Annotated in this window: 25 protein-coding genes and 1 riboswitch; of the genes, 16 read left to right on the top strand and 9 right to left on the bottom strand. The window is 36.2% G+C overall.

Going from position 1 to position 23557, the window contains the following annotated elements; translation table 11 throughout:
• Positions 1–170: 170 nt before the first annotated feature.
• The 10 genes from FFS26_RS18230 (at position 171) to FFS26_RS18185 (ending at position 8944) form a co-directional block, all read left to right on the top strand.
• Positions 171–1175: an AAA family ATPase gene (locus FFS26_RS18230; RefSeq protein ID WP_110010136.1), complete on the top strand. Its 1005-nt coding sequence runs from the start codon at positions 171–173 to the stop codon at positions 1173–1175.
• Positions 1175–1633, top strand: coding sequence for a GNAT family N-acetyltransferase (locus tag FFS26_RS18225; RefSeq protein WP_110010135.1), 459 nt, complete (start codon positions 1175–1177; stop codon positions 1631–1633). The genes FFS26_RS18230 and FFS26_RS18225 overlap by 1 nt, the downstream gene beginning before the upstream one ends.
• A gap of 67 nt (positions 1634–1700) precedes the next feature.
• Positions 1701–2564, top strand: a complete 864-nt coding sequence (locus FFS26_RS18220; protein ID WP_076597442.1) for a DUF58 domain-containing protein — start codon at positions 1701–1703, stop codon at positions 2562–2564.
• 56 nt (positions 2565–2620) lie between these two features.
• Positions 2621–3517 carry a BatD family protein gene (locus tag FFS26_RS18215; protein WP_051934306.1) on the top strand — a complete coding sequence of 299 codons (897 nt, stop codon included), beginning with the start codon at positions 2621–2623 and terminating at the stop codon, positions 3515–3517.
• Positions 3510–4502 (top strand): VWA domain-containing protein, encoded by a 993-nt coding sequence (locus tag FFS26_RS18210; protein ID WP_110010134.1) that lies wholly within the window; start codon positions 3510–3512, stop codon positions 4500–4502. The genes FFS26_RS18215 and FFS26_RS18210 overlap by 8 nt, the downstream gene beginning before the upstream one ends.
• Positions 4502–5509, top strand: a complete 1008-nt coding sequence (locus FFS26_RS18205) for a vWA domain-containing protein (protein WP_137905737.1) — start codon at positions 4502–4504, stop codon at positions 5507–5509. The genes FFS26_RS18210 and FFS26_RS18205 overlap by 1 nt, the downstream gene beginning before the upstream one ends.
• A 99-nt stretch (positions 5510–5608) precedes the next feature.
• Positions 5609–6352 (top strand): tetratricopeptide repeat protein, encoded by a 744-nt coding sequence (locus tag FFS26_RS18200; protein WP_137905736.1) that lies wholly within the window; start codon positions 5609–5611, stop codon positions 6350–6352.
• A complete protein-coding gene (locus tag FFS26_RS18195) occupies positions 6352–8091 on the top strand; it encodes a BatD family protein (RefSeq protein ID WP_137905735.1) in 1740 nt (579 codons plus the stop codon). The genes FFS26_RS18200 and FFS26_RS18195 overlap by 1 nt, the downstream gene beginning before the upstream one ends.
• 44 nt (positions 8092–8135) lie before the next feature.
• Positions 8136–8738: a MarC family protein gene (locus FFS26_RS18190; RefSeq protein WP_062674416.1), complete on the top strand. Its 603-nt coding sequence runs from the start codon at positions 8136–8138 to the stop codon at positions 8736–8738.
• 5 nt (positions 8739–8743) lie between these two features.
• On the top strand, positions 8744–8944 hold the full coding sequence (locus FFS26_RS18185; RefSeq protein ID WP_110010130.1) for a hypothetical protein: 201 nt from the start codon (positions 8744–8746) through the stop codon (positions 8942–8944).
• 474 nt (positions 8945–9418) lie between these two features.
• On the opposite strand, the gene FFS26_RS18180 is transcribed toward FFS26_RS18185, so the two are convergent.
• The 5 genes from FFS26_RS18180 to FFS26_RS18160 all read right to left on the bottom strand — a co-directional run bounded on the left by FFS26_RS18180 (position 9419) and on the right by FFS26_RS18160 (position 14005).
• Complete coding sequence (locus FFS26_RS18180; RefSeq protein ID WP_137905734.1) at positions 9419–10387, bottom strand: chorismate-binding protein; 969 nt, start codon at positions 10385–10387, stop codon at positions 9419–9421.
• A gap of 152 nt (positions 10388–10539) precedes the next feature.
• A complete protein-coding gene (locus tag FFS26_RS18175; protein WP_002977570.1) occupies positions 10540–10968 on the bottom strand; it encodes a PaaI family thioesterase in 429 nt (142 codons plus the stop codon).
• Between the two features lie 62 nt (positions 10969–11030).
• Positions 11031–11627: a 1-acyl-sn-glycerol-3-phosphate acyltransferase gene (locus FFS26_RS18170; protein WP_110010128.1), complete on the bottom strand. Its 597-nt coding sequence runs from the start codon at positions 11625–11627 to the stop codon at positions 11031–11033.
• Positions 11628–11942: 315 nt separating this feature from the next.
• Positions 11943–13664 carry a PspC domain-containing protein gene (locus tag FFS26_RS18165; protein WP_137905733.1) on the bottom strand — a complete coding sequence of 574 codons (1722 nt, stop codon included), beginning with the start codon at positions 13662–13664 and terminating at the stop codon, positions 11943–11945.
• 11 nt (positions 13665–13675) lie between these two features.
• A complete protein-coding gene (locus FFS26_RS18160) occupies positions 13676–14005 on the bottom strand; it encodes a PadR family transcriptional regulator (RefSeq protein WP_002977573.1) in 330 nt (109 codons plus the stop codon).
• Positions 14006–14528: 523 nt separating this feature from the next.
• Between FFS26_RS18160 and FFS26_RS18155 the strand changes: the two genes are divergently transcribed.
• The 3 genes from FFS26_RS18155 to FFS26_RS18145 are packed head-to-tail and all read left to right on the top strand — an operon-like array spanning position 14529 to position 15819.
• A complete protein-coding gene (locus tag FFS26_RS18155) occupies positions 14529–14810 on the top strand; it encodes a hypothetical protein (RefSeq protein ID WP_137905732.1) in 282 nt (93 codons plus the stop codon).
• Positions 14811–14816: 6 nt separating this feature from the next.
• The gene (locus FFS26_RS18150) at positions 14817–15227 is read left to right on the top strand and encodes an XAC2610-related protein (RefSeq protein WP_410493558.1); all 411 of its coding nucleotides are present in this window, start codon (positions 14817–14819) and stop codon (positions 15225–15227) included.
• Between the two features lies 1 nt (position 15228).
• The gene (locus FFS26_RS18145) at positions 15229–15819 is read left to right on the top strand and encodes an HD domain-containing protein (RefSeq protein WP_137905730.1); all 591 of its coding nucleotides are present in this window, start codon (positions 15229–15231) and stop codon (positions 15817–15819) included.
• A gap of 58 nt (positions 15820–15877) precedes the next feature.
• Here the strand turns inward: FFS26_RS18145 and FFS26_RS18140 are convergent, their stop codons facing one another.
• The 3 genes from FFS26_RS18140 to FFS26_RS18130 form a co-directional block, all read right to left on the bottom strand.
• Positions 15878–16261, bottom strand: a complete 384-nt coding sequence (locus tag FFS26_RS18140; protein ID WP_002977578.1) for an acyl-CoA thioesterase — start codon at positions 16259–16261, stop codon at positions 15878–15880.
• Positions 16262–16376: 115 nt separating this feature from the next.
• Positions 16377–16558, bottom strand: a riboswitch (cobalamin riboswitch).
• Positions 16559–16592: 34 nt separating this feature from the next.
• Complete coding sequence (locus FFS26_RS18135) at positions 16593–17393, bottom strand: hypothetical protein (protein WP_110010123.1); 801 nt, start codon at positions 17391–17393, stop codon at positions 16593–16595.
• A gap of 30 nt (positions 17394–17423) precedes the next feature.
• On the bottom strand, positions 17424–18086 hold the full coding sequence (locus FFS26_RS18130) for an ATP-binding cassette domain-containing protein (protein WP_137905729.1): 663 nt from the start codon (positions 18084–18086) through the stop codon (positions 17424–17426).
• Positions 18087–18540: 454 nt separating this feature from the next.
• Here FFS26_RS18130 and FFS26_RS18125 point away from each other — a divergent pair, with 454 nt between their 5' ends.
• Positions 18541–19587, top strand: a complete 1047-nt coding sequence (locus FFS26_RS18125) for a GEVED domain-containing protein (RefSeq protein ID WP_317129468.1) — start codon at positions 18541–18543, stop codon at positions 19585–19587.
• 62 nt (positions 19588–19649) lie between these two features.
• Here the strand turns inward: FFS26_RS18125 and FFS26_RS18120 are convergent, their stop codons facing one another.
• Complete coding sequence (locus FFS26_RS18120) at positions 19650–21797, bottom strand: endonuclease MutS2 (protein WP_110010121.1); 2148 nt, start codon at positions 21795–21797, stop codon at positions 19650–19652.
• A 157-nt stretch (positions 21798–21954) separates the two neighbouring features.
• On the opposite strand from FFS26_RS18120, the gene FFS26_RS18115 reads away from it, so the two are divergent.
• Positions 21955–22482, top strand: a complete 528-nt coding sequence (locus FFS26_RS18115) for a GNAT family N-acetyltransferase (RefSeq protein ID WP_137905727.1) — start codon at positions 21955–21957, stop codon at positions 22480–22482.
• Positions 22483–22521: 39 nt separating this feature from the next.
• On the top strand, positions 22522–23526 hold the full coding sequence (locus FFS26_RS18110; protein WP_110010119.1) for an acyltransferase family protein: 1005 nt from the start codon (positions 22522–22524) through the stop codon (positions 23524–23526).
• Positions 23527–23557 lie beyond the last annotated feature (31 nt).

Genomic DNA, 23557 nt, shown 5'->3' with positions numbered 1-23557 from the left:
AAGGGAATTTGAATTTCTGGATTTGTTTATAGATAAGAAATTCAACATTATAGCATTGAATATCTCGTCAATGCCGGAATTTTTAACAAACTTTAACTCAAAAATGGCATTTATTATGTTGATTAATGCAAGTATTTATCAGAAATTTACCACTTATTTTAAATCGAGCTATGTCAGAGATATATCAAGCTGAAGATATCCGCCAATTGACGGAAAAAGTAAAAGAAAAAAACTACTTATTTACTCTTCTGAGACAGGAAATCAACAAAGTTATTATTGGGCAGGAATACATGGTAGACCGTCTTTTGGTAGGGCTTTTGGGAAATGGACACGTTCTTCTTGAAGGAGTACCGGGACTGGCTAAAACCTTAGCGATAAAAACATTGGCAGATGCTGTTCATGGAGATTTTTCAAGGATTCAGTTTACGCCGGATTTACTTCCTGCAGACGTTGTGGGAACGATGATCTTCAATATCAAAGACAATGATTTTTCTATAAAAAAAGGACCTGTATTTGCGAACTTTGTGTTGGCGGATGAGATCAACCGTGCGCCGGCAAAAGTACAGTCAGCGCTTCTGGAAGTCATGCAGGAAAAACAGGTGACCATTGGTGATGAAACCATGAAACTTCCAAAACCATTCCTGGTACTGGCAACACAAAACCCGATTGATCAGGAGGGAACTTACTTGCTGCCTGAAGCTCAAAGTGACCGTTTTATGCTGAAGTGTACCATCGATTATCCCGCTTTTGAAGATGAAAGACAGGTGATGAGAATGGTTTCAACCTCACACCAGCCAACAGTAAAACCTGTAATATCTCTTCAGGATATTGTAGATGCAAAAGAACTGATCAATCAGATTTATCTCGACGAGAAAATTGAAAAATATATCCTGGATATGGTGTTTGCAACACGTTATCCGGAAAATTATGGTCTCCCTGAACTTAAAAATTATATCAGCTTCGGAGCTTCTCCAAGAGCATCCATCAACCTTGCTATTGCTTCAAGAGCCTACGCCTTCTTAAAAGGAAGAGCATTTGTCATTCCGGAAGATGTAAAAGCATTGGCAAAAGACGTATTGAGGCACAGAATAGGCTTAACTTTTGAAGCTGAAGCAGAAGAAATTTCAACGGAAGAAATTATTAACAGGATTTTAGCAAAAATACAGGCGCCGTAATGAGTGATGTGATCATAAGAAAAGCAGTTCAGCAGGATTGTGCTGCTATGCTGGATTTGATAAAAGAATTGGCAGAATATGAAAAAGCACTGCATGAAGTAACCGTGACTTTAGAGGATTTTACTCAGGATGGTTTTGGAACTTCTCCCGTGTGGGGAGCTTTTGTAGCGGAATATGAAGGAGAAATAGTTGGAATATCCCTGTATTACGACAGATATTCAACCTGGAAAGGAAGAAGGCTGTATCTTGAAGATCTTGTAGTAACTGAAAAGCTAAGAGGAAAGCAGATTGGAAAAAAATTATTTGATGCAACACTGGAATATGGTCAAACCAATAATTACAGTGGAATGGTGTTTCAGGTATTGAACTGGAATGAGCCAGCCATCAATTTTTATAAAAAATACAACACAAAGTTTGATAATGAGTGGTCGAATGTATCCATTGAGTTTAATGACTAACCCAAAACCCGGATACCTCACCCAACATTAAACTTTGAATGTTAAACCTTGAATTTTGAACTCGTCTATGCAGATAAAAGATATTGTAAAAAAAGTAAAGCAGATTGAAATCCGTACCAGAAAAAAGACGGAGGCTGCTTTGATGGGGCAATATCACAGCGCTTTTAAAGGACAGGGGATGACTTTCTCTGAAGTTCGTCCTTATCAGTTTGGAGATGAGATCAGAAGAATCGACTGGAATAAAACCGCACGTTTCCGTGAACCATTCGTAAAAGTAATGGAAGAAGAAAGGGAACTGACAATGATGATTCTTGTGGATATTTCCGCTTCCATGGATTATGGAACAAAAGTCCAGCTGAAAAGGGAATATGTAGCTGAAATTGCCGCCAGTTTAGGATTTTCAGCAGCTGGTAATAATGATAAAGTAGGATTGATTCTGTTTGCTGATAAAGTATATAAAGTCATTCCTCCTCAAAAAGGAAGAAAACACATTCTTTCCATTATCAGTAATATTCTCACTGCAGATTATGTTCCGGCAGAATCTAAAATAGACAAGGCAATGGAATATATGATGGGAATTTTTAAAAGAAAATCTCTGGTATTTCTGTTTTCAGATTTTGAGGATGCCTATGATTCCAAAATGCTGAGAGTAGCTTCAAAGAAGCATCAGTTGCTGGGAATGAGGATTTATGATGAAAAAGATAATGAGATTCCTGATGTCGGATATGCCCGTTTACTTGATGTAGAAACCGGAAAAGAGATCTGGGCCAATACTTCCAGTGCAAGATGGCGGTATACCTTCGCAGAAGCTCAAAAACAAAAACTCAGAGCGCTGGAAGAAGACTTCGCCAACAGTTCTGCCAGTTTTATGAATATCAATACCGGTTCGGATTATTCAAAATTATTGTATAATTACTTTCAGAAAAAATAACATCGGGCTGAGCCCGTAACTAAAAAACATCAGGCGTTTTGCCTTATTATTTAACATTGAGAAAAATACTTTTAATATTATCTTTTCTGATCTGTGCAAATGCTTTTTCACAGATATTATCCTCTAACGTAGAAAAGAAAACCCTTGCTCTCGGAGAAATCAATCATCTTACCATAAAGATTGATAACCTTAATGAGCAGCAGGTAACTTCAGCAGCCAAAAATGAGCTGCTCCCTTTTCATTTTGAAGAAACCAAAGACAGTATCGGACAAACGGCTAACACCTATGAAAGGAAGATAGAATTTGCTGTTTTTGAAGAAGGGAAATTTACCATTCCGGAACTGGAATTCAAAGTAGGTGACAGAATACTTAAAACAATTCCTTACGAAATAGATGTTATTAATACGGCTCAAAAAGCAGATCAGATTAATGATATCATGAATAATAAGCAAGTGAAACTTGAACCCAAAGATTACTGGGAGCTTTATAAGTTTTATATTCTTGCAGCATTGGCTGGTATTGCACTGGTTATTGCCATTATTATGTTTGTAAAATGGGGAAGAAAATCAAAGAGTTCTCCTGTAGTGGCAACCAACCAGACCTTAAAAGAGCTCGACTCTCTTAAAAAGAAAAAATATATTGAAGGAGGAAACTTCCGTTCGTTTTATGTGGAACTGATCGATATTTCCAGAACCTTCATTACAAAACAATACCGCCTTCCTGCAGATGTACTTCTTACTGATGATCTTATTGATGTTATGAAAAAAAATAATACCATCTCGCAGGACAACGAAAAAATAATAGAAGACGTATTTCTTAGGGGAGACCTGGTGAAATTTGCCAAAACCTTCCCGGATCAGGAAACCATGGAAAGAGATTTTGCCAATATCAGGGATTTTGTGAAAAGATCATCCAAAGATTTAGAATTCGAAAACTTAAGAAAGGATGTTTAATTTTGAGTTTTACAGCCCATGGTTTTTGCTGCTTTTTCTGCTGTTTATTCCACTTTTAATTAAAGATATTGGAAAAAATAAAAGAAAAGGTATAAAAGTTCCTACCATAAAAAATATGGATCACAGCGGCAGTATCCAGGGTGTGCTTTTTTTGCTGAAAATATCAAAATATATCATTCTTTCTGCGTTGATTATTGCCATGGCAAGGCCGAGAACGTTTACCATTTCTCAGGATAGAGATGATACAAAGGGAGTCGATATTATGTTATCAATTGATGTTTCTCTTAGTATGCTGGCGAAGGATCTGAGCCCGGACAGAATTACCGCCCTGAAAGATATTGCCGTAAAATTTGTTCAGAAACGCCCGAATGACAGGATAGGAGTGGTAGCATATGCTGCAGAAGCTTTTACTAAAGTTCCGGTAACCTCAGATCACCAGGTTGTTATTGATGAAATTAAAAATCTGAATTCTGCAGGTCTGGAACCTGGAACAGCCATTGGGGAAGGCCTTTCTGTAGCAGTGAATCATTTGATTAAAAGCAAGGCCAAAAGTAAAGTGGTGATCCTGATGACGGATGGGGTAAGCAATATTCAGAATGCAATTCCTCCACAGGTTGCTGCCGAACTGGCAAAAAATAATAATATAAAGGTATATTCAATCGGAATTGGAACCAATGGTTACGCACTGATGCCGACATCGCAGGATATTTTTGGTGATCTTATTTTTACTGAAACAGAGGTGACGATTGATGAAAATACCTTGAGAGAAATAGCCCAGACAACGGGAGGCAGATATTTCAGAGCTACTTCAAACAGCAGCCTGGAAGAAGTATACAATGAAATCAACCAATTGGAAAAATCTGATGTGAAAGTTTCCAAGCTGTACAATTATGAAGAGTATTTCAAAATATTCCTTTGGATTGGGCTTGCTATGTTGGTGCTGGATGCATTGTTGAGATGGGTGTTTTATAAAATTTTAAGCTGATGAGTTGGTCCTTAGGAAATTATTGGTATTTATTTTTACTGTTGCTTCTGCCGCTGTTAGCTTCTTTTTTAATCCGTTTTTTACAATGGAGAAATAAAAAAAGAGAAATTTTTGCTGCGAGCCAGTTTCATGAGAATTTATTTGAAAAAAAATCAGGATTTACAAAGTTTTTTCCTGCATTATATTTATTGGGAACATTATTTCTGATATTTTCTATCATTGATCTTCTGAACGGTTCTGAAGAAGTGAAAAGTACCCAGAAACTGAACAATGTCATTTTTATCCTGGATGTATCCAATTCTATGAATGCTGAAGATATAGATCCAAGCCGTCTGACAGAGGCTAAAAACCTGATGCTGGCTACCATGAAGAAAATGAATAATGACAAAGTAGGTATAGTGATTTTTGCTGGGAATGCCATGTCTATTATGCCTCTTACAACGGATTATAATTCTGCGGAAACTTATATCAGCGGTATTGAAACCAGCTCTATGCAGATTCAGGGAACAGATTTTCTGAAAGGAATGCAGGCTGCTGCTGAAAAATTTAAAAATGTAAGCAAAGGATCCCGGAAAGTAATCCTGCTGAGTGATGGTGAAGATAATGAAGGAAATGATAATGCTGCCATCAGATTAGCTAATAAAGAAGGAATAAGCATTACTTCTGTAGGAGTAGGTACAGATGAAGGTGCACCGGTTCCTGAATATGTGTTCGGACAGCTGATGGGGTATAAAACCGATGCCAACGGAGGTACGGTGATTTCAAAAAGGCAGACAGAAGCATTAAAGAAAATGGCGGAATCTACAGACGGAACTTATATTGACGGAAATAATATCAATGAAGCTCCAGACAGGATTGTAGATGCAGTAAATAAAAAATCTGCCGGTGCGGAAACTATGGTAAAATCACAGAATGCCAATCATTATTATCAGTATTTTCTTGCAGTATCTCTTCTGTTTTTCTTTTTAATTTATATTTTTAATCCTAAAAAAGATTTTAATCTGTAGAATTCCTTTATTTATAGAAGAAATTCTACAAGTACTTTAACCGAACTTTAACAATTAAAACTCTGTTTCTTAACATATAAAGGAATAATTTTGCAAGTGATGAATACTAAAATCATATTTTTATCGTTTATTGTTGCCATTTCTTTCTCAGGCTTCATGTTTGGGCAGGAAAGCTATAAGAATTTAGTGTATGAAGGCAATCAGAAATTTGACGGTAAAGATTATGAAGGTGCCTCTTCAAAATATATGGAAGCGATAAAATCCAATGATAAAGATTTTACCGCTCACTATAATATGGGGAATGCATTGTATAAAAGTAAAAAATACGAAGAAGCAAAGGCTGAGTTTGAAAAAGCAGAAAAACTTTCACAGACCCTGCCTGATAAAGCCGCTGCTCTTCATAATTTAGGAAATGCTTATATGCAGATGAATCAGCCGGAAAAAGCGGCCGACTATTATAAAAAAGCTTTGAAGCAGGACCCCCACAGCGAGGTAACCAGAAAAAATTATGAGATTGCCAAACTGAAAGAGAAAGAAAAACAACAGCAAAAAAACGAACAGAATAACTCAGGAAAAGGTGGCGGCGGAAATGATCAGAACAAAGGAGATGATCAGAAAGGCGACAAGGACAAAAAAAAGGATCAGGGTAATGGCCCGCAAAACGAAGGTAAAAGTGACCAGGGTGACAATCCTAAGCAGAATCAAAATAATGAAGGCAGAATGCCAAAGAATCTTGAAAATGCGATCTTAGATAAAATAAACGAAAAAGAAAAAGAAACCGCCAGAAGAATTTTAAACAAAAATTCTTATTCGATGCCTGAAAGCAACGAGAAAGATTGGTGATGCAGCATAAATTGATTTACATATTGCTAACGCTGGCATCCGTAATTACTTACGGACAGGTAAATCTATCTATGGATGCAGATAAAACGGAATATGCTGGTAAGGATATCATCAACCTGACCATCGTTCTTGAACTTAACGGAAGTGACCTTGTACAGCAGACAGGTTTCCAGCTTCCGGATCTTTCAAAATTTAATATCATAGGAAGCGGGTCTGTTACGAATACCGTGATTGATCCTGCTACCAATACTTTAATTACCCAGAAAGTTTCCAGAATTGCTCTGGAACCTAAGAAAAAAGGAAAAATAAAAATCGGTTCCGTTCTCGTTACCGTCAACAACAGAATCTATAAAACAGAACCTTTTGATGTCAATATCCGTGATATTGTCGACAGAAGATCTCTGGCAGCAAATACTTCCAATGATGTGTATCTGAATATGGAAATTGATGACAGGGATGTATATCAGGATCAGCCTACTGTAGCTGTTTTGAGAGTCTATTCCAGAAATATGGATAACCTGAGAAAGGTGAAAAATATCCACCTTCCGCAGCAGGACAATATCAACGTGCATCCTATTAATTTTAATAAGTCTGAGATAGATCCGTCCGGATATGGAAATATGCCTTCGCAGGTTCTGGCCATGTTTATGGTATTTCCTAATGAAGCAGGATATGTGGAAGTTCCCGGAGTATCTGCTTCAGTAAGTACCTATTCCAATAAAACAAAAATTGTTTCCAATAAAGTCAGAATCAACGTAAGAAAGCTTCCTGAAGGAGCTCCAGAATGCTTTAAAAATGCTGTTGGAAACTTTAATGTAAACGTATACAATGCTTCCAAAGAAAAACCGGAAGCCAAAAAACCTCTGAATGTAGTGGTGAAAGTTTCAGGAGAAGGTAATTTACCTGATATGGAACTTCCTAAGATTGCCGCCTCCCCGGATTATGAAGTTTTTGCCCCGAAAATTACCTCAAAAGTTGCTCCGGGAACTTCCGGAATGAAAGGTGAAATCCTGGCTAACTATGTGATTATTCCTAAAAAATCAGGAGTAATTTCAATTAAAACGGAACAATTTGCTTTCTTTGATCCAGCAAGCAAAGAATATGTAGATCTTGGACAGAAAACACTGGATCTGAATGCATTTTCCCACGACCAGATTTTGGAAGCACGTTCTACAGTGGAGAAAGTAAATGAATATACCAATAACCTTTTGGAGACGGTAAATACTCCGGTATTAAAAACCACTTCTTTTAAAGTAAAAGAAAAAAGCAAATTCCATTGGAATATTCTTCTGACCAATATTGCTATTCTGATCAGCTTATTTGTTGCGTATCTGCTATTTAAAAATTGGCAAAAAAAACGTACATTAGTTAGGGAAACTGTACCTTCAAAACCTTTAGGTTCAGTGGCCGAAACGGAAAAGGAGATCAGAGAATTGATGAAAACAGATATCAATGATTATTTTGGATATCTGGAAAATCTTAAAGATAACGGAGAGTATGAAAAGTTCTTTGTAACGCTGGAAGAATTGGACGAGGAAGTAAGAAGCCAGTATTTCCAAGGCTCTAATCCCGAGTTTAAAACTTTTCTTGAAAAGCACAAAGGGTATTCAGTTGCGGAAGAATATAGCAGACTGCAGCAGAAAGTTCAGATGGAAAAATACAATCCTGTGAAATCTGCTGAAGCTTTGGAAGAACTTTTGAAAACTATTGTTAATTTATATTCACAAATTAGCAAATAATCAGTTTATTTTCATATTTTTGCGAAATTTTTAATTACAAAGAGATGGAAATTTTTGATGGTTTTTCTTTTAAAGAAATTGTTACCAGCTTTATGGTTCTTTTTGCCGTTATCGATATCATCGGCTCAGTTCCTATTATCGTAAGCCTTCAGCAGAAGTTTGGACAGATTGAAGCCGGAAAGGCTGCCATTACTGCGGGAGCAATTATGATCGTTTTCCTGTTCGTAGGAAATAAGATTCTGAAGCTTATCGGAGTTGATGTAAATTCCTTTGCCATTGCCGGAGCTTTTGTGATTTTTGTCATAGCCCTGGAAATGATTTTAGGAATTGAAATCAATAAAACCACTGAAGCAAAGGCTGCATCCATTGTACCCATCGCATTTCCGCTGGTTGCAGGAGCTGGAACCCTAACAACCGCACTGTCTCTGCGAGCTGAATTTCATGATATTAATATTATCTGCGGAATCATTCTTAATACAATTTTCGTATATTTGGTGCTGAAATCAGCAAAATGGCTGGAGAAGAAAATTGGGGATGCTACTTTGATGATCCTTCAGAAAGTTTTCGGAATTATCCTTTTGGCAATTTCAATTAAATTATTCACCGCAAATTTTGCTCAACTCGTGCAGAATTATATTAATTTTTAAGAGTCATGAAGAAGTTTTATAAAGTATTTTTAGTACTGTTTATCGTATTCATCGCCATCAATCTTTATGCTATCAACTGGCAAGCGACAGATATCCTTGGAGATGAAGATAATATCAAGTTTGTATTCTCTGCTGGCGCTGCTGCCATAGGCCTTATCCTGCTTTTTGTAATGGATACCTGGAGCAGAATCGGTGTAAAGAAATAAATTGATTATTTCAATATAGATATAGACCTCTTTCTTTTTGAAGGAGGTTTTGTTTTTTAGGTGGTAGATAATAGGAATTAGGTAGCAGCGATTAGGAATAAGGGATTAGAAATTAGGTGTCTTAAATGCAATACTGTTTTTTTGTATCAATAGGAACGGACTTTAGTCCGTTTAAATAAAACATATGATTCAATTGACTTCAGCCAAATCCTAATATTATCACGCAAAGCCCGCAGAAGGACGATAAATGGCTTTAAAATTTGTTCGCAAAGGCGTTGCACTCAACAAAGAAAATAGATACAAACATCTGTGAAAATCTGTACAATCTGTGGGGAAATCTATCAATATCAATGCCTATTTTACATAAATAATTGACCTGATTAATTCAAAATGAGTGGGCTTTAGCCCGTTCAAGAGAAGGAAATATATTTTATCCTTGAAAATCTGCGGAATTTATGGGAGAATCTAAAAATATCAGGAAATAACCAGGTTTTTCAATATCGCTTCAGACTTCAGTTCTGTTTCTCTCCATTCCTTTTCCGGGTCACTTTGAGCTGTTATTCCGCCTCCTACAAAAACATGTACAGAGTCTTTATAAAGTCTTGCACAACGAAGATTGACAAAGTACAGAATACTCTCATCCGTTTCAACCTTGATATAACCTGCATAAAATTCACGGGGAAATTTTTCATATTTACGGATATTCTCATTGCAAAAATCTTTTGGAATACCACACACAGCTGGAGTAGGGTGCAGATCCTGAATAATTTTATCAAGATCTTCAGGTTGTATACTGGTTTTAAAATCTGTTCGTAAATGTTTGATATTACCGGAAATATGGTCATAGGTTTCCGATTGTTCTACTTTGTCAGAATAGTTTTTAAGAATATCCTGAATGTAGGCAGTAACCGGCTTTTGTTCTTCAATTTCTTTCTCAGACCATTCTTCAGATACCGGAAGAGTTCCGGCAAGAGCCATGGTTTCAAATTCGTGAGTCGTTTTATTAAACTTCCCTAATACTTCTGAGAAAGCTCCCATCCATGCATTTTTTCCATCATTAATCAGATATCTGAAAGCATTGGGGTAAGTATCACATACATTTTTGAAGCTCTTTTTATAATCGATGGAACTAAAGTCTTTGAAAATCTTTCTTCTGGAATAAACCAGCTTTGGCAGGTGATTTTCTTTAATCACTTCGATCACTTTCTGTAATGTTTCGCAGTATTCTTCTTTTGTTTCGGCAGAAGAATTTGTAGAATCACTGATCAGGTTTTCATTGGTAATAGAAGTATGAGCAAATTCAGCAGCATCAATTTCACAAATTTCTCCGCTGAAGCTTATTTGGTCCAGACCGTTATAAGAAAAAAAATTGACAGCATTTTTTGTATTATTTTCATCAGCAGACAGGAGTCTTTCGTCAAAAGGAAGTTTGAAATAAATCATGAGTTATGAAAGATTTTGAAAAATCATCATGGAATACATAGAAATTCCCGTTGTGATTTTCCTTTTTACAAAGGTATTACTAGTCTTAAAGATGTCAAAATAAAAAGAGCCTAAATTCAGTTTAAGCTCTTTTTATTTTATGTTGTTGCAACTTATCTGTGAATGATATTATTCGTCATTGTAGTATGATTGATCAAAACGCCTTTTTCATCACGGATTTCAATTTCAGAGACATGCATGGTTTTGCCTTTTCTGATAAAACGTGCCGTGGCGGTTACAATACCATCTTTTTTGCTTCTTAAATGATTGGAGTTGATATTGGTTCCTACTCCATAATATTTTTCACCATCGATAAAAATATTAGACAGGCTTGACCCTAATGTTTCCGCTAAAACGCAGCTTGCTCCTCCATGCATGATGCCAAACGGCTGGTGGGTTCTTGGGAGAACGGGCATTGTAGCTGTAAGGGTTTCATTTTCCAGATCAATGTCGATGAATTTGATTTCAAGCGTTTTAGCAAGAGTTACGTCTCCCCAATTATTGATGAATGCTAATATTTCTTCTTTTGTCTGACCTTTCATTTTAATAGTTGATAAATGATGATTAATTTTGCTTCTAGCTTCTAGCTTCTAGCTTCTAGCTTCTAGCTTCTAGCTTCCAGCTCGGTTCCCATAATATTGGGATTCCAGTTGGCCGGAACTTTTGGAACAATGTCATTTTTTACATAATAGTCCTGGATTTCCTGCATGATTTCTGAAAAAGGTACTGAGGCTATTCTTTCATAAGGAATGGTGTAACCCAGGTACACAATTTTTCTTTTAAAATCCCCTGCTGCCAGAACGATAGGAACTTTTGCAGCCAAAGCCATATGATAGAATCCTTTTCTCCATTTCGGTACCCAGCTTCTGGTTCCTTCAGGAGTAATAACAAGACTGAAATCTTCCTTTGAAAACTGGTTGGCCACGAAATTCACAAGGTCGTTTTTCTGGCTTCTGTCGATTCCGATACCTCCAAGTCCTTTTACGATACTTCCATACCAAGCTTTGGTATGTGCATCTTTAATGATAATTTTTAAAGGTTTTTCCAAGGACCAGTAGGCGAAATTTCCTAAAATGTACTCCATATTATGAGTATGTGGTGCAACCACAAGGATACACCTGTTCAGGTTGTTGACATCGCCCTGCAGGACGACCTTCCAACCTAATAATTTTAACATTGCTTTGCCTAATAGCTTTTTCATAGATTTCCCGGATTAAAAACAAAAAAGTATAACCAAACTTTGGTTATACTTTACAAATATATTGAAATATTATCGCTCTTAAAACAAACCGCTAATTAAATCTACGATTTTCATTACGAATTCCATTGCAAATTGTATCATGATAAGGCTGCGTTTTTGATTGGTTGGTTATTAAATTTTAGCTTTACGAAATTAAAACTTTTTTTTCACATAAGAAACTAAATGGAGCTTTATTTTCACTTTTCTGAGAGAAGAAGGGTGTGAATTTCAAACGGTTGCCATCCACCCACACCTTCTACCACTCTCTGAAGTTAATTATTTAGTTTGTATGGAAATTTCGTTTTTTCCGTCTTTGATTTTGATGTCCATATCTTTATTTGATTTTTTAATATTGGACACTGCAGAATCAATTACTTTCTTTGCCTGATTGTTCGGAACTTTTTTACCGTTTACAATGATGCTGTCTTTGTCGTCAGAGTTGTACTCAATGCTGGAACCGTTTACCGTGATTTTATTTTTTTCGATTCTGACACCGTTGCTGTCTTCATCACTGTCCTGATCATTATCATTGATTCCGTCTCCGTCTAAGTCTCCATCCATGTTGATACGGTCTTTTTTCATCGATATAACCACCATTTTCTGAGGAACTACAAGTTCATAATCAAGGCTGTAATCTCTGAATCTGTGTTCATATGGATACTTGATGTAGTTCGGAAGTAATACTTTATTGTTTACCACTTCTACAGGAACTGTAAGCTGGATAGGGAAGTTATACCCTTTTCCTTCTTTTTTGATGATCAGATACGGTGTTTTAATGTCCGGTTTTCTGGTTACATCTACAGAAATATAATCTTCTTCATACACTGATTTTTTATCAGAATAAATATCATTGTCATACGCTTTGAAGCTCTGAGGAATGTTGATCTGTTTTACATCCACATAAACAGTATCTGAAGTAGTATTGATGGCAACATTCTCTACATCTTCCTTACTTCCTCTGTAGATCATATCTTTCTTGGCCATGCTGATACCGAAGTAAGTTCCAAGTCCGATCAGAAGAAGGAATAAACCTCCTACTACCCATCCGATATTTCTCAGTTTTGTTTTCGGAGAGAATATTTTGATGCTTAACAAGCTGAAAAGGATTGCCGGAATTAAACTTCCGATCACCATCATCGCAGCCAGTACTTTATCCAATCCCTGATCATCCATATAGAATCTGATCTCATTAGCTCCCGGGAAGTCTGTGTCCATTGCGAAAAGGGCAAATAATACAAATACTCCGATAATGCTGCTTACAGCCATCAATACGAAGAACCCTCCTACAATATACTTAAATACATTCCAGATTCCGCTTCCTGCATTGTTGATGTACGGCTTGTTTTCGTTATAGATTTCTCCGACCCTCTGAGTAGATTCATTGGCAAACTGTACCAATTTATTAGACTCATTCTTAAGATTGTCGAAGTTCATAGGCTTTCCCTGCATTTTCAGGAAATCTGCTGCTGTTTCAGCTTTTGGAAGTACGATCCAAAGGATTACATATAGAAGACCTATTAATGAAGAAGAAATGGCTGCTGTAAAAATTCCTAATACGAAGATTCCCAGCCAGATTGCTCTCATGGTAGTAATATCCATTCCTACGTACTGAGCTAAGCCTGCGCAGACTCCGGCAACTTTTTGTTTTTCCGGATCACGGAACAACTGCTTTTTATCGGTATAATGAGTTCCTGAATTATAGTTTCTGGCAGATGTTTTTTCAGAATAATAAGCTTCTTCCTGCTCTTCGATTTTTTCAGGGCTTCCGATCTGTGCGATTACCCTTTCTACATCGGTATCGTTGATCACTTCACGTTTTCCTAAAGAATCTTTGAAAATTTCCACCATTCTTATTTCTATGTCATGCATTACTTCATCAGCCTCAGAAGCATCCAGAGAGCTTCTCAGTGCGTTCAGGTAATCGCTGAGCTTTATATATGCGTGTTCTTCTATGGTAAAAGAAAAACCTGCGAGTCCTATTGAGAGTGTCTTGTTCATAGCTTTGTTTTTTAATTTTGTTGGGTGATTTGGTTTACTGAGGCTGTCAGTTCATTCCATGTATTGAGAAGTTCATCCAGGAAAAGTTTTCCTTTTTCTGTGATCTGATAATATTTTCTGGGTGGTCCTCCGGTAGATTCTTCCCATCTGTAAGAGAGAAATTCTCCGTTTTTAAGTCTTGTAAGAAGAGGGTAGAGGGTGCCTTCCACTACATCCAGTTTTCCTTTTTTCAGTTCATCAATAAGATCAGAAACATACATTTCTCGGTTATTGATGAGACTTAGAATACAGAATTCCAGAATTCCTTTTCGCATTTGCGCTTTGGTATTTTCGGTATTCATCTTTGATAAGTTTTGTTAATTAGTTATATTTTTAGAAAAATGCCCCTAGCTAGCTGAGCCTATTCTAATTTTACATTACAAAGATATGTAAATAAAATGGTATTATGCAATACAAAGTAGTGAAATTTTTAAAATAAATAATTTAAAACATTGATAATCAGATAAATAATTTTTATTATGATTTTTAAGTAAAATGAATTTTGGTTGAAAATGACTGAAAAATTTAAATTTTTTTAATGGGTTTGAGGGAAATGAAGAGAAAAAAATAAACTTTTATTAATTATTATTACTCATTACCCATTACTCATATTATAGCCCCGATAGAAGCGGTTACCCCACAGCAGCACTGATATAAGAAAGGCGCGAGGAGTATGAGCGGATAGCGGGAGAAAGCTTCTTATCTGTGAATACTGTTTTATAGAAAGGGAAATTCTGGCAGATAATAAGACATGGATTTTGAGATCGGTATTATGATTCGTACTTTTGTTAGAAATAAAAAAACACCCAAATCATTCCTATTACCATGAATATTTTAAATAAGTACAGGCACTTATTAACATTTCTTTTGGGGCCGCTCTGTTTCGGGCAATATCAGTTTGAAATTAAAAATGTATCAAAAAACTATGATGCAGTCATTCAGACAGAAAACTGTTACGATGACCGATGTGGAGGAAAAGGAACGGTGGAACTGTTTGACCATAAAAACAGCAAAGTACAGACTTTTGTTTCTGATGATCTTGTTGTATATGCGGAGCAGGGTCAGAAACTGGTTCGAGGGAAATTGATTCCGCTTTCAAAGGATTAGCGTAGTATTATTGTAGATGATTTTAATTTTGACGGCACCGAAGATGTAGCGATAAGAAACGGAAATATGGGAAATTACAGTTCGGCTTCTTATGATGTTTATGTATTCAATACTACAAGAATGGCATTTGTAAAAAGTGAAGAACTTACAGACCTGGGCTCAAACGGTTTTGATTTTTTTGAAACAGATGCTAAACGAAAGCGTCTTATTTCCTACGGTAAGTCCGGTTGTTGCAGGATTTTTACAACAGAATATGCCGTTATTCCGAACAAAGGACTGGATAGAGTGCTGGAAAAAGAGGAAGATATGACCAATGAGGATCAGGTAAAGGTTATAACGAAAGAAAAGATCAATAATAAATGGATTACCAGAACAAAGGTATATCCGGCAGATCAATATAACAGAAATAAAAAGTAAGATGAAAATTCAGAAAGAGATAGATTTTATTCTGGCAGTAGATGCGCTTAAAAATGTACAACGAAGAAATTATAATGCAGACGATTCCCGGAGAGAGAATACGGCTGAACATTCCTGGCAGATCATTATTCTTGCCCAGATCCTTTATCCATATGCTAAAAACCGGGCTGATATTGATTTGTTAAGAGTGATAAGAATGCTTTCCATTCATGATCTTGTGGAAATAGAAGCCGGAGACACTTTTATTTTTGATGAAAAAGCTATGGTAGGGAAATTTGAAAGAGAAAAAGCTTCAGCCCAAAAGATCTTTGGAATTCTGGATGAGCCTTTACGTACAGAATTTTTTAACCTGTGGCTCGAGTTTGAAGAAGAGAAAACTCCGGATGCTATTTTTGCCTGTGGAATCGATAGAATTATGCCGTTTATTTTAAATTCCCATACTACAGGAAAGAGCTGGACAGAAGCCGGAGTGACGGAAAGACAGATCCGGAATATGCTTGAAAATGCAATCAGCAGAGCATCAGACGAAATGGGAGAGGCTTTTGAACTTTTATTGAACAGAAGTCTGGAAACAGAAAAGGTATTGAAATAATGTCAATGAAAATATTTAAAGCTTCGGGCGGCCAAAGGCCGCCCGAATTTTTTATAATTTATAGTATCTGGATTGGTTTTTTGAATTCGTCGATGGCTACAAAAGTAAAATCACCTACAATAGCTTTTTCTCTTTCATAGGAGTACATCTGTTCAGTGTAAATTTCAACATTCACCTTCATACTGGTTTTTCCCACGTATGAAACTTTTCCGATCAGTTCCACAATAGTTCCGGCAGGAATAGGTTTTTTGAAATCAATTTTATCACTGCTCACGGTTACCACTCTTTTTCTGGCAAAACGGGTTGCGGTGATAAAAGCTACTTCATCCATCAGCTGCATCGCAGTACCTCCAAAAAGGGTATCGTAATGATTGGTTGTGTTAGGAAAAACCGCTTTAAAGATTCTGGTTTCGGATGCTTCAATTCTTTCTTCTGTAGTCATATATCATTATTAATTAAAGCGAAATGAAAGGATACTAAAACAACAGAATAATGACAGGAATTGATAGAACTCCTGAAACAATCCATCAGATCAATACAACTTCAAATCGCGAAAGTTACATGTTTAAGAAAAAGGCAGGTCTCCTGACTTGTAACATCATTTATCTCCTTCCCATGCCTCGCACAGTGGATCTTTGATAAAGACTTCAGTTACTTTACAGTTGCGCGACAGTCCGTGATTTTCACACGGTTCCCTTTTAATCTGCAGTGATGCAGAACCAATTTCTGTGATGAATAAGCGTAAAAACTTTTCGAATGCAAAAATAATGAATTTATTCCGGATTATGATAAATAATCTGGCTGATTACTCTTCCCTTCTTAATTGTCCAGAGTGTTGTATATCTGTTTTCTCCTGAACCATTGATCATATAAAGGAAAATATTATCATTGTCGAGAGAAGTTACTCCGATGTTCTCAAAATCCATGGTAGGCTGGAACATGTTTTTGATGGCCTCTCTTACAAAAACAGAACCTCTTCCGGGCTGCTGCACTCTGATGGATTTGATTTCGGTCATTCCTTCAGGAAGATCATTTCCAATTCCCCATGGTTTTACTTTATCAATCGTAAGAATTTTTCCATCTGCATCTTTTTCCTTTTTACGGTATCCTGCATTGGAAGGATAAATATCAATCACCACTTTGCTTCTTTGGGCAGTAGGAATCTTAGGATCAGAATTGTCTGTGAAAATCAGGGATCTTCCGTTTTTAGATCTGGATGGAGTATAGGCGGGAAGCTGGTCTACATAGGCAATACGTCCTTTATTCACCATTCCTTCTTTATCAAGAGTTTCATAACGCACAAAAGGCTTGTCGTCATCCTGTTTCTCAGGATATTTGATCCATATCCATTCTGTTTCTCCAGGAGCTGGCTTTACATAAACGAATACATCGCCTTTACGCATACGGATCTTATCTACAATTTTTCGATAATCGTCTTTATGTACACGTACGTTGGCATATCCTTCTTCAGCTTTTACCACTCCAAAAGGAACTTTAGTCTGTCCTTTTACAAAAGCAATAGATAAAATACTGAAAGCGGATAAATAGAATGCTTTGTTTATGAAAGTCATCATGAAAATTTTTTGATCCCTCAAATATATAAATTAAATGCTTTTCGGAAGATAATTATACCATTGCAGTTCATTTAAATCTTGTATTTGTTTCAGATAGCCTTCACGCAAAAGAAATATTTGGTGTGAAATATCAAGAACTTCCTGATAATTATGATCAGAAATAATGAATCCCTTATACGCAGACTGTTCAATGATTGCAGCTTTCAATGCTGCAGAAATTTTCGGAGAAAGGCTATGGAAAGGTTCGTCCAGTAAAACAAAATCAGCTTCAGAATAAATAATCATCAAAGTTTCAATAATTCTCTGTTCACCTTTGGAAAGATTTTTAGGCTTTTCATGAAGGAAAGGCTGTACGAATTCTGATGTAAAAAGCAGCTCAGTATTCTTTTGATTACAAAAAAGAGGAACCAGGTTTTTTATTTTTATATTTTTGGGTAAAAAAAGATCTTGTGGCAAGTAAGCAATTCTGTTTTTTCTGTCGGAAATACTTTTCAGAACTTTGTCATTGTATCTTATAAACTGGGTATCACTACTGACAGTTCCAAAAATAATTTTTAATAATGTTGATTTTCCAGCACCATTTCTGCCCAGCAGGCCTATGATTTGTCCTGTTTCGCATCCTATATAAATATCCTGCAGAATTTTTCTCTCATTAAAAGATTTGGTTACGCTATCAACATGCAGTCTGCTCATAAAAATAATGTTATAATTTTTACAATAATCCCCGATACTATTGTTCCTGTCCAGAGAAACATCCTTGAAAAGCCTGAATTGGCATAAAAGTAATATTCGCTTTTAAATCTGAGTTCATATATAAAATAATGAAGGACAGGAGATATTAAAAGAAAACTCAATCCAAAGTTCTCAATATTGAAAGAGGATAAACAAGAAGCTAATAAAGAAAATATCAAGGTGGGAATTATTATTTTTTTATAAAAAATCCAGAGAGTAGAAATACTTTTGAACATATATTAAAGCATAGAGTTTCTGTGTGTTTTACACTTTATTGTCAAAAATATTAAAAAATACAATGCTATATGGAGAAAGTATAAGCTATATTCGAAAAAACACCCTATTTTTCAAGAAAATTTTAAAACTAATAAACATGACCAAAAAACTACTTTTTGTATTCTCTTTTATGTAGGGAATATCCAGCTTTCAGGCAACTCACAAAATAGATGAAGAATCCCAATCTTTATTTTTCTGTGATACCAATGCTCCAACAGGGCTTCAGATGTCGAATATAACGCTTACAACGGGAACAGTTACCTGGACTGCAGATCCCAATACACCCAACAACAGGATCAGATACAGAATACCGGGAAGTACTACATGGATGGCAGCTGATGTTGCACCAGGACAAAATTCTTTCACAATTACAGGTTTGCAACCTTGTACAACGTATGAAGTACAGGTAGTGGAAGTGTGTACGACACAGGGATTATGGTCTAATCCTATATTTTTTACCACTACCATTAATTATTGTGCAAGTGCTTCTACAGATACCACGATGATGCATATTTCCAATGTGACCGTAAATTCTACAGGAGTTAACACACCAATGGTAAGTGACTCCGGACCTTCCAATTATACAGATTACAGAAGTGATCTGAGTCGTAGAGTTAAATTTTTTATAGGAAGTACAGGAAATAAGCTTTCAGTAACCAATACTTGGATGGGGACACCTGGGACAACAACAGTAACGGCGTGGATTGATCTTAATGCCAACGGAATTTTTGAATCCAACGAAAGAGTGATGGTAGCCAATAATGTTACTCAGGCTGCTCCGGCTGTATCTGTGTTTACGATTCCAAGTTTGGCAGCAGTGACACTATGTGGCGTTACCATGAGGGTTATTTCCAGTCAAACAATACCTTTAGATGCCTGCAGTACATTTACCTATGGGGAAGTTGAAGATTATGGAGTAGATTTAATCAATCTCACCCTTGGAGTGGAAGACTCAGGAAGGTCTGTAAAAACTGAAATTTATCCTAATCCCACATCTGATATTTTAAATATCTCCGGAATTTCAGAAGCCGCCGATTATGAAATTTATAATATAGCAGGACAGAAAATTGACGAAGGAAAAATTTCAAAACACCTTTTAAACCTTAACCATTTATCAAAAGGAGTTTATTTTATCCAGCTGAAAGATAAAGAAAAGATAACCCGATTAAAATTCATTAAAAAATAATAAAAAAGAGAGAGCTCTGAAAAGTGCTCTCTCTGTATTTGCGTTAATTTGATTTCTATTCATTAAATTCTCTCAAGCTCATCTGCATCAATCGTGGTTTTGAAAGTTCCGTAATTGACAATCACTTTGTTTCTGGAAATTTTCTCAATGGTTCCTACACTGGTACTTCCTGTAATACGGACACGTTGTCCGATTTTCATCCATACGGCACGATCGGTTTTACGCTTTTCTTCCAGTTTTTCATTGGTTTCAGCAATTTTTTCAATTACTTCTTCTTTTTTCAGCTGTTGAGTGATTTTTCTCTTGACAACCTGCAGGCGCTTGGATTCATCCTTATCTGTTCCCAGTTTTCGGAATTTTTCCTGTTCAAGAAGCTTTACAAAATCTTTCACAACATCTTTTCTGGATTTTCCTTTGGTATAGCTGTCGATGAATGCCTCAATCTTATTTCCGAACTGAAGTTTGCGGTGTTCCTCTTCATACAGCTTCTGGAAATTGAAAAGTTTCTGCTGAAGCTGGTCATTCAGTTTCTGAAGGTTATCACGTTTATCTTCTACGGATTCTTTTCTTTCGGCAAGATCGGATTTCAGTTTCTCAACCTCAAATTTTTCCTGCTGCAGTTTTACAATCGTCTTATCAAGATTCACAATATCATGCTCTACCTTTTTCTTGGCAGAATGGATGATAAATCTTGGAATTTTATTCTTTTCTGCAACTTCAAAAGTAAATGAACTTCCTGCCTGTCCCACTTCCAGCTTATACATCGGTTCCAGTGTTTCTTCATTGAAGAGCATAGCTGCATTTTGGGCGTTGGGAAGCTGTTCTATCACCAGTTTAATATTGGTATAGTGCGTTGTGATAATGGCAAAACTCTTTTTATCATAGAAAAACTCCATGAAACTTTCTGCCAGCGCACCTCCAAGTTCCGGATCAGAACCTGTACCGAACTCATCAATAAGCAAAAGCGTATTGGCGTCTGCTTCACGGATGATTCCTGACATTTTCTTCAATCTCGATGAATAGGTTGATAAGTGGTTTTCAATAGATTGGTTATCGCCAATATCCGTCATAATTTTTTCAAAGAAAAACATTTCAGATTTTGGGTGAACCGGAACCAGAATACCACTCTGAATCATCAGCTGTAATAATCCTACCGTTTTCAGGGTAATTGACTTTCCACCGGCATTCGGACCGGAAATACAGATAATCCTGTTATGTTCTGTTAAGGTAAGTGTTTGAGGGTGAATGATTTTGTTCTCTACTTTGTTTCTTAACCATAAAAGAGGATGATAGGCATCTTTTAATCTCAGTGTTTTATGATGATTGATTTTCGGAAGAACGCCGTTAATCAGTTCACCAAATTTCGCTTTAGCTCTCGTAAGATCAAGGTCAAAAATATACACCTGATATCTCCACAGCTGAGGCTGAAATTCCGCTAGTTCTGCTGTAAGCTTACGGAGAACTTTATCAATTTCTTTTTTCTCTTCCTCTTCATTCTCACGGAGTTTGAAATAGTGCTTTACAACACTGTCCGGCTGAATATATGTGATGGAACCTGTTTTGGAAATTCCTAATGTTCTTCCGGCAACTCTTTTTTTGAATCCTGATTTTACCGCCAGAACCCTCTGGTCGTCAATAATCGTTTCCCGGATATCATCCAGAAAGTCACTCTGTCCGTACGTAGTAAGCGCACGGTTGAAATTTTCCTGAATTGCTTTTTTAGCAAGCTGAATTTCGGTTCTTATCCCTTTCAGAGCTGGGGAAGCTTCGTTTTTTACTTCACCAAAACGGTTAAAAACCTTATCCACCTTCTCAATGATCTCTTTTCTGAATTCCAGTACAGAAACTTCTTCCAATAAAGTAGGAAACGTTTCCGGCATGGTTGGGAAGAATTTCTGAAGTCTTCCGATCTGTTCCGTGATGGTTTTTATTTTGATGAAAGCAGCATTTTCCAGACGGTAATTCTCGATCAGCATCAATTTCAGCTCACTTTCAATATCTTCATACTCATCAAACGGAATCGCATTTGAACTTTCAAAACTCGACAGATATTCTGACGTTTTTTTTAATGAAAGTTCCGCCTCGTCAATTTCCATCGGACGAAGTTGAAGAATTTTTTCTCTTGTTTTCGGAGAATACGCAAATGGGGAGATTTCCGCGAGCAATTGCGGAAACTCTAATTCGTCTAAATCTTCTTTATCTATATACACAGTGCAAATTTAGTGAGAATTTTGATTATTACGTATATCTGAGAGATTTACAGAATAAATTACCTTTGAATTTGATGATTTTAGTGTTATGTTTTATTGAAAATTTTTAAATATCGAAAAAATGTTTTCTTAAACGTTCTTTTATTACATTTGAGATATGAAACTTGAAACCCAAAGAATAGTACTGAGAGATATCAACGAAAGCCACGTTGATGATATTTTGCGAATCCGAAGCAATGAGGTGATCAATCGGTTCGTTATAAGGAAATCTCCTGAAAATAACTACGATGCGCTCCAGTTTATTCTGACGATTAAAGAAAAAACTAAAAATAACCAAACCATCTATCTGGGAATTTCTTTAAAAGATCAGCCGAACCTTATCGGAACCATCTGTCTCTGGAATTTTTCTGAAGACCGGCAGAAAGCAGAGATTGGTTATGAACTGTTGCCAGACTATCATAGACAGGGAATCATGTCTGAAGCTTTGAAGACCGTTTTGGATTTTGGATTTAACGAATTGCATTTACAGGACATTGTAGCCATTACCAACAAATTCAATGAAAGCTCAAAAGGACTTCTTTTAAAACATCATTTCATTTTGCAGGAAGGAAAGCAGGATGAAGGTTTTCCGGATAATATTATTTTCAGACTGCAAAAAGCCTCTCGCAGCCCTTATCAAATCTAGCCGGTTTTTCTCTATCTTTATTGCCGATTGAAAGTACATATGAAAAATGAAGTAAAATCTTTAACGGGGCTTAGAGGAGTTGTTGCATTATGGGTAGCTTTTTTTCATTTTAGTTTTTTCAGGAACGAATTTATTCAGGATATAGTAGGAAAAGGATATGTAGCGGTTGATATCTTTTTTGTATTAAGCGCTTTTTTACTGACGGTTTCCTATTCCGGAAAGTTGAAGGATCTGAACTACAAAGGAGTTGAGGTTTTTTATAAAAAAAGAATCAACAGGATTTATCCTGTGTATATTGTATCAGTTATTTTTATTGCATTGTTTTTAGTGAAGACTTCTGTAGCAGGATTTCTCATTAATGCTTCCTTATTACAATGCTTTTTTAATCCGGATTATCTGTTGAATGTTGTCTACTGGTCGCTGAGCACAGAATGGATTTGCTATCTGGTATTCCCCTTTATGTTATGGTTTGTTCTGCAGTATAAAATACGGAGCGAAATTTTAATTATTACCAGTTTGGTTTTGAGGTTTGCACTTCCGTATTTACCCGGCCATTTATATATAGGTTCTGAGCATCCCATGGAAGTAGGAGAATCACCAAGATACCTTGATCTTCCATACGGCCTTGTCTCTCTTATAAGGACAATTTCTTCTTATTTTCTTGGTATTGGGGCTGCCCTTTTACCACAATTTAAAATGAAGAAAGAAAATCTGATCATGTATATCATTCTCATATTATTTGCATCCATGTTGTTTGTGGAAAAAGGATTATTATTTATTCCTTTGCTATCAGCATTGATGATCAAATACCTTTATGAAGGAAAGTCAAATCACCTAAAAGCATTTTTAGAAACCAAAGCCATCTATTTATTGGGAAATATCTCTTACTCATTATATATTATACATTATATGGTGAAGAAACAGGATTTTGTTATTGTGAATAATTATCATCTTAATAATCTGTTGTTAATCTCTTTTTCATTATTACTGTCTTACTTTTCCTATATGCTGATTGAAAGAAAAGTGAAGATATTTAAGGTATAATGTAAGCCCTTATTTTAATATTATTATTTTT

The sequence above is a fragment of the Chryseobacterium sp. 2VB genome (assembly GCF_005503635.1).
GTDB lineage: Bacteria > Bacteroidota > Bacteroidia > Flavobacteriales > Weeksellaceae > Chryseobacterium > Chryseobacterium cupriresistens.
This window is presented reverse-complemented; position numbering and strand designations above follow the sequence as displayed.